The sequence below is a fragment of the Azospirillum isscasi genome (assembly GCF_030849505.1).
In the GTDB taxonomy this organism is placed as follows: Bacteria; Pseudomonadota; Alphaproteobacteria; order Azospirillales; family Azospirillaceae; genus Azospirillum; species Azospirillum isscasi.
Genome location: NZ_JAUJFI010000232.1, coordinates 1 through 6604, shown reverse-complemented (window position 1 = coordinate 6604; position 6604 = coordinate 1). Strand labels below are relative to the sequence as shown.

Below are 6604 nucleotides of genomic sequence, written 5' to 3'. Positions count from 1 at the left end.
GGGCCGCAGAAGGCCGCCGGCCATGTCCCGCGCCGCCGCGGCCGGCAGGCGGTCCTGCCCGGGAGGAAGCTCGTAGACGCCGGGGCGCTTCAGCGGACCGGCCAGCGCCAGGGTGGGGCCGAGCGGCGGCACGAAGATGCGGTCGCCGTCGCGCAGCCGGATGCCCGCGTTCGTGCCGTCCCCGGTCATGAACAGCTCGTACAGGTCGATGGGCAGCCTGGCGGTGGCGGCGCTTGGCACGGCGCCCGACCGGAACAGGCGGATGCGGCGCAGCGATCCGCCTCGGGTGACGCCGCCCGCCACGGTCAGTGCATCGATCAGCGTGGCGAAGGCGCCGACCTCCTGCCGGCCCGGGCGGGCGACGGCGCCGGTCACCAGAACGCCGATGCGCCGGGTCCCGGTCACCGAGACATACACGTCGGTGTCGGGAAAGGAGGCCGTCACGGCGTCGGAAAGCTGGGTGCGCAGTTCCGCCAGGGTCAGCCCCTGCGCCACCACGGGCCGCACGTCGTCGGCGGTCAGCAGCCCCGTCCCGTCGATGGTGTGGCGCTTGCTGGAGGATTTCTGGCCGCGCAGGGTCACCAGAAGCTCGTCGCCCGGACCGAGCGTGTAATCCGCCTGCACGCCGCCCGAACCGTCGCGCCGGCCCGGTTCCTGACCGGAAGGGTCGTTGCCGAACTGGTCGTAGCCGAACTGGCGCAGGACCGTGCCGGCCCGCTCGCTGTAGGCGGCCTCGACCGGAGACAGCGTGTCCGGGCTGGGGAGGGCCGGGGCTGCCGATGATGGCGTTGCCGGATTTCGGGCAACGGGTGCTGTGCGCCCCGGTTCGGCAGCCGACACGGCGTACGCCCACAGCACCAACGCCGCCAATGGCACCAACCAGGCGAGTATTCTGCGCGCAGCGGCAAACATAAATGGCTAAGACCCCGTGATATGGCATCCCCATGATCGGCAAGGCCGGGCAATAGGAATACTAATGCGTGCGGTTCGTGAAAAAGGCAATGCTCAAGCAGCGTTGCCGCGGCGCCGCCGCGCGTGTAGATTTGGTCCGTCGCGTGGAGCGCGCAGGAGCCGCGGGCCATGGTTGCGGGTGTATCGTCCAGTGGCGTTCATGGGCTGCCGGTCCTGCGGACCGGCCTGCCGGCGCGCGACCGGAAGCAGGACGGCGCTCCTTCCGCCGATCAGGCCCAACCCACCGATCAAAAAGAGACGGGCCAAACCGCCGCCGGTCTTCCCGGCAAGCTGACCGACGATCAGCAGCGGCAGGTTCAGGAACTCAAGCGCATCGACGCCAGCGTCCGCCAGCACGAGGCGGCGCATCAGGCGGCGGGCGGCCCCCATGCGGGCGGCGCCTCCTTCACCTTCACCCGCGGGCCGGACGGGAAGAACTACGCGACCGCCGGCGAAGTGCAGGTGGATGTCAGCGCGGAGAGCGATCCCGAAGCCACCGCCCGCAAGATGGATACGGTCAAGGCGGCGGCGCTGGCCCCGTCCGACCCGTCCGCCCAGGACCTCCGCGTCGCCCAGCAAGCCGACGCCGCCAAGATGCAGGCGCAGCAGGAAATGCGGAAAGGCCCGGGGCAGGGCGCGCGGAGCGGCGACTCTCGCAACGGGGAGGACGGCGTGACGGGAAGCGACACCGCCGCACCGGCGCTGGCGGCGCGCGGCACGGCGGCGTATGCGTCGGCCTACGGGATTGGCCGGCGGACCGGCACCGCCGGCATCATGGTCTGACGCCGGACGGTCCGATTCCGGTTCTCACCGATGGACGGATGTCTGTCCGTCGAGGGTCAGCAGCGGGCCGTAAAGCTCCGGGCGGCGATCGCGGAAGATGCCCCACGACGCGCGCTGGGCGGCGATGCGGTCCAGGTCGAAGCTGGCGGTCAGAACCGTCTCGCTCTCCCGGTCGGCCTGCGCCACCAGTTCCCCGGTCGGCCCGGCGATGAAGGACGACCCATAGAAGGTGATCCCGCAGGCATCGCCCTCTTCCCGCCCGATGCGGTTGGAGGCGACCAGCGGCATCAGGTTGGCCCCGGCGTGGCCTTGCATGACCCGCGTCCAATGGGCCTGGCTGTCCAGCGAGCCGTCCTGGGGCTCGGACCCGATGGCGGTGGGGTAGAAGAGGATCTCCGCCCCCTTCAGCGCCATGGCGCGGGCCGATTCCGGGAACCACTGGTCCCAGCAGATCGCGCAGCCGATGGCGGCGTAACGTGTCCTGTAGACCTGGAAGCCGGTATCACCGGGGTTGAAATAGTATTTCTCCTGGTAGCCGGGGCCGTCCGGGATGTGGGATTTGCGGTAGACGCCGAGGACCGAGCCGTCCGCGTCGATCATCGCCAGCGAATTGTAATAGGCGTTCTGCGCCCGCTCGAAGAAACTGGTGGGGATCACCACGGACAGTTCGCGGGCGAGCGCGCTCATCCGCGCGATCACCGGATGTTCCGCCGCCGGGTGGGCGAGGGCGAACAGATCCTGCTTCTGGTCCTTGCAGAAGTAAGGTGTCTCGAACAGTTCCTGCGGCAGGATGATCTGCGCGCCGCGCGCCGCCGCCGCGCGGACGAGGCGTTCGACGCCGCTCACATTGGCTTCGCGGTCCCAACCGCAGGCCATCTGGGTCGCCGCGACGGTGACGGTGCGTCCAATGGTGGGGCGCATAAGCTGGTGCTCCTGTGCTCTTGCGTTGGTGCTGTGCCGTGTTAGTCGGCGGAAGGCCGGGCGCGCAACCCAATCTCCACCCTGTCATAAACCTTTCAGAATTCCCGAGCGTTTCAGATTTGCGCGCGTTTGGGGCCGGGCGGTCTGTCCGGCGGCCCGCTCCGGCCGGAGAGGGGTGCAGAATTCGACAGTCATACGCACAATTACGAAAGAGTGGCTATGATGACCCGCGTTGCGGATGTCCGGCATATTGTTGCACGCACAAAAAATTTAATTTCATATTTTCTTTGCGCTTTTTCCGAGAAAAGCTATGATCGGAGAAGTTGATTTTGTCCGCTGCACCGGACCACCGGCTTGACGGACGGCTGCCGAGAGATCGTCGTCATGGTTGGGCGTTTCAAGAGACAGGAGCCGATGTTCCCGGTGCCGGACGGGGAGTATGCCGACACGTTCCCCCAGTCCGGCATCACCCTGCCCCGTGCCGCGCGGGAGGTGCATCGCGCCATCACGCGAGCGCTGCAAAACCGCGTGGCTGATCACGGCGTCAGCATGGGGCAATGGTATTTCCTCCGCGCGCTGTGGGAGGAGGACGGCCTCACGCAACGCGAACTGAGCCAGCGGGTCGGCATGATGGAACCCACCACCGTGACCGCGCTGAACAATCTGGAACGGTGCGACCTCGTCCAGCGGGTGCGCAACCCCCACGACCGGCGCAAGGTGAACATTTACCTGACGCCGAAGGGCAAGGCGCTGCGGGCCGACATCCTGCCTTGCGTGGAGGAGATCGAGGAGACCGCCACCCAGGGAATCTCTCCGGGCGAACTGGCGCTCACCATCAGCGTGCTGCGCCGCGTGTCCGCCAACCTCGACGCCTTGCCGCCCATCGGCGCCGACGACGATTTGGGGTGACAGGCGGCGCGGCAGGCGGATCAGTCGTCGAGATCGGGCGGCGGCGGCAGGCTGGCTCCGGTCAGGTTGGCGCTGGTGAAGCGCGCGTCGCGGATGTTCGCGTCGCTGAGAATGGCTCCGGTCAGGTCGGCGTTGGAGAAGTCGCAGCCGGCCAGATTCGCTCCGCGCATGTTGGTGCGGATGCAGGAGGCCCCGGTGAAGTTGCTGCCGGTCAGGTTCGCCGCCCACAGCCGCCCGGTCGGCTTGCCGTCCGGACCCTTTATATCGACCCAGCCGATGCCTGCCCCGTCGAAGCGCGCGCCGGAGAGGTTCGTGCCACGAAGGGTCGCCCCGTCGAGGATGGCGCCGCTGAAGTCGCTGCCGGTCAGGTCGGCGGCGGAAATGTCGCACATGATAAGCAGGGAATCGCGCATCTTGGCACCGACCAGCCGCACCCCGCGCAGGTTGGCACCCGACAGGTTCACTCCGTGAAGGTCGATGTGCGACAGGTCCGCGCCGCTGAGGTCGGCGCGCGAGCCCATGGCGCCGTTGGTGTTGATCCAAGTGTAGTGATTGTGCAGCGCTTCCTGGATCTGGATCGAGAAATTCTCGGCGGAGCGCGCCATGTTGGCGCCGGTGGTGTCCGCCCCGGCGAGGTCCGCCCCCTCCATCTTCGCGCCCTGAAGGTCGGCGTTGCGCAGGTTGGCGCCGGCCAGCACGGCGCCGTTCAGGTTGGCGTCGCGCAGGACGGCCCCTTGAAGATTGACGCCGGACAGATTGCAGCCGCGCAGATCGGCGCGGGCGAGGTTGCAGTTCTTCATGGTGGAGCGCATCAGCGTGGCCCCGGCCATCAGCGCGCCTTCGCAATCCGCCCCGTTCATCGAAACGTCGGTCAGGTCGGCGCCGGACAGGTTGGCGTTCGACATCATCGCGTCGTCCATGTCGCTGCCGGACAGGTCGGACCGCACGAAATCCAGACCCTTGCCGCCGTTCGCCCCGGACCCGCCGTAGAGCAGGGCGCCGCCGCGCAGGTCGGCCTCTTTCAAAATGGCCCGCTTCAGCTTGGCGCCGCGCATGTGGGCGCCGCGCAGATCGGCCCGGTAGAGGTTGCAGCCGGTCAGATCGGCCTTCGTCAGATGGGCGGCGAACAGGTCGGCGTGGCTGAGATTCGCGTTGGACAGGTCGCAATGGGCCATGTTGGCCCCCGACAGCTTGCCCTGCGTCAATTCTACCCCGGCGAGGTTCGATCCCTCCAGGTTGGCCATGGTCAGGTTGGCGCGGTTGCCGCCCGACCGGTTCTTCAGCCAACGCTCGTGCTTATCCAGCACGGCAACCAACTCATGTGGCGTCATGACCCCGTCCGACAATCGGCCCGTTCCCGGCGCGGCGCAGGGTTCTGGGCGCGGTTACTCCAGCGCGTTGGAAGTGTCATAAGATAATCTGGTTTAATTGTTAACATGCTGTTCCGCGGCCGGGCGCGATGCGACGCCGGACCGGCGCGGCGAAGGGAAATGGGGAGAGTTCGAAATGACCGGCGGACACACGGTAGCGGCCTTCGACGCCGAACTGGCGCGGCTGCATCAGATCATCGTGACCATGGGGCGGCTGGTGGAAGGCCAGTTCGCCGCCGCTCTGGAGGCCATCGCGGAGCGGGACGCCGGCAAGGCCACCCGCGTGATCGAATCGGACGCCGAGATCGACCGGCTGGAGCTGGAGCTGGAGGCGCTGAGCGTCCGGCTCCTGGCCCTGCGCCAGCCCATGGCGAAGGATCTGCGCGACATCGTGTCGGCCCTGAAGATCGCCTCGAACCTGGAGCGCATGGGCGATTTCGCGGGATCGGTCGCCAAGCGCGCCGTCACCCTGGCGGCGCTGCCGGTGGAGCCTCCCGCCGCATCGCTGGCCTGGATGGGAGAGACGGTTCTCGGCATGATCCGCGACGTGGTGGCCGCCTACGACGCCCAGGACGCCGAGCGCGCGATGGCCGTCCGCAACCGGGATGGGCAGGTCGATGCGGCCTACACCAGCCTGTTCCGCGAATTTTTGACCTACATGATGGAATCGCCGACGCAGATCACCGGCTGCACCCACCTGCTGTTCGTGGCGAAGTCCATCGAGCGCGCCGGGGACCACGCCACGAACGTGGCGGAGAACATCTGCTACATCGTCCAGGGCCGCCTGCCGTCCGAGGAGCGGACCAAGGGCGACCTCAGCAGCTACACCGTGGTGGAGAAAGGGTAAGGACGCGCGTGCGGCGCGTCCATCGGCAGGGCTTGGCGGCGCCTCAATGCTTGGGGCGCCAGCCGCTCCCGTCCGGCTCGTACCGCCGCCGGACCGCCGCCCAGGCGACCTTGTGTGCCAGCAGTTCGCGCTGCATCGCGTGACGCGCCTCCGGCGACCGGCAGGCTTGCCAGGTATGATTGAAGGCGGACCGGTAGATGTCCTGCGCGGGCAGCGGCAGGCACCGCTTTACCGACTCGGGCAGCTCGGTGTTCCTGCGGAAGGTCATGGGGCGTTCCTCCGGGATTTATGATTGGTTCGTTCTCTCCACTATAACCTGTATTCCACCGGAGCCTGTAGGGCTTTTTCCTGATGCGTTGGAGGTAGGCGCCCTGGGCCGGAGACCTATGTCCACGGCCTATGCCCCCGGCGCCGGCCACAAATCCGGAAGCCCATGAAAAAGCCCTTCCCCAACCAGTGGGGAAGGGCTTTCCGACAACCCAAGCAGTGCCACGACGACCCGTTCGGATGGCTCGGTCTTACGGCGTGCGGCGCGCGGTGCGATGGGCCGGGATCGGAATGGGCCGAATCGCCTGCTCTTCGCGGCGGCTGGCCGACATGTCGATCTCGATGCGGGCCAGGGCCTTGCGCAACTCGTGCACCGCCTCCGACAGCGTCTGGATCGACGACTCGCCCGGTTGCTGGCGCCAGCCGCGGTAGGCGTTCAGGCACCCGCGGGCGGTGTCGCGCAGCCGCGCCTCGACGGCATCGACCGGCGGGGGATTGGTGCCGGCGGGGCGGCTGCCCTCCGCCACGGCGGGCTGGGGAGCCGCCTGGGCGGGTG

7 protein-coding genes and 1 pseudogene are annotated in these 6604 nt (G+C 68.0%); 3 read left to right on the top strand and 5 right to left on the bottom strand.

From position 1 onward, the window contains the following. Positions 1-840: polysaccharide biosynthesis/export family protein (locus QSG27_RS26885; RefSeq protein WP_306711639.1), on the bottom strand; the 840-nt coding region annotated here is incomplete at its 3' end. Between the two features lie 240 nt (positions 841-1080). On the opposite strand from QSG27_RS26885, the gene QSG27_RS26880 reads away from it, so the two are divergent. Continuing rightward, a complete protein-coding gene (locus QSG27_RS26880) occupies positions 1081-1734 on the top strand; it encodes a putative metalloprotease CJM1_0395 family protein (protein WP_306711638.1) in 654 nt (217 codons plus the stop codon). Between the two features lie 24 nt (positions 1735-1758). On the opposite strand, the gene aguB is transcribed toward QSG27_RS26880, so the two are convergent. Then, a complete protein-coding gene (aguB, locus tag QSG27_RS26875; RefSeq protein ID WP_306711636.1) occupies positions 1759-2655 on the bottom strand; it encodes an N-carbamoylputrescine amidase in 897 nt (298 codons plus the stop codon). Between the two features lie 384 nt (positions 2656-3039). On the opposite strand from aguB, the gene QSG27_RS26870 reads away from it, so the two are divergent. Further along, the gene (locus QSG27_RS26870; RefSeq protein WP_306711634.1) at positions 3040-3564 is read left to right on the top strand and encodes a MarR family winged helix-turn-helix transcriptional regulator; all 525 of its coding nucleotides are present in this window, start codon (positions 3040-3042) and stop codon (positions 3562-3564) included. A gap of 20 nt (positions 3565-3584) precedes the next feature. Here the strand turns inward: QSG27_RS26870 and QSG27_RS26865 are convergent, their stop codons facing one another. Further along, the gene (locus QSG27_RS26865; protein ID WP_306711632.1) at positions 3585-4871 is read right to left on the bottom strand and encodes a pentapeptide repeat-containing protein; all 1287 of its coding nucleotides are present in this window, start codon (positions 4869-4871) and stop codon (positions 3585-3587) included. Between the two features lie 199 nt (positions 4872-5070). Here QSG27_RS26865 and phoU point away from each other — a divergent pair, with 199 nt between their 5' ends. Next, entirely contained in the window at positions 5071-5781 is a 711-nt protein-coding gene (phoU, locus tag QSG27_RS26860; RefSeq protein ID WP_306711630.1) for a phosphate signaling complex protein PhoU, read from the top strand. Between the two features lie 43 nt (positions 5782-5824). Here phoU and QSG27_RS26855 read toward each other — a convergent pair whose 3' ends face one another. Both QSG27_RS26855 and QSG27_RS26850 read right to left on the bottom strand, forming a co-directional pair. Next, positions 5825-6049: a ChaB family protein gene (locus QSG27_RS26855; RefSeq protein ID WP_306711628.1), complete on the bottom strand. Its 225-nt coding sequence runs from the start codon at positions 6047-6049 to the stop codon at positions 5825-5827. 250 nt (positions 6050-6299) lie between these two features. Beyond that, a pseudogene (locus tag QSG27_RS26850) lies at positions 6300-6604 on the bottom strand (hypothetical protein); the annotation flags it as partial.

Coding starts and splice junctions, on each gene's coding strand:
- QSG27_RS26880 (WP_306711638.1), top strand. CDS start 1,081: ATGGTTGCGGGTGTATCGTCCAGTGGCGTTCATGGGCTGCCGGTCCTG.
- QSG27_RS26870 (WP_306711634.1), top strand. CDS start 3,040: ATGGTTGGGCGTTTCAAGAGACAGGAGCCGATGTTCCCGGTGCCGGAC.
- aguB (WP_306711636.1), bottom strand. CDS start 2,655: ATGCGCCCCACCATTGGACGCACCGTCACCGTCGCGGCGACCCAGATG.
- QSG27_RS26855 (WP_306711628.1), bottom strand. CDS start 6,049: ATGACCTTCCGCAGGAACACCGAGCTGCCCGAGTCGGTAAAGCGGTGC.
- phoU (WP_306711630.1), top strand. CDS start 5,071: ATGACCGGCGGACACACGGTAGCGGCCTTCGACGCCGAACTGGCGCGG.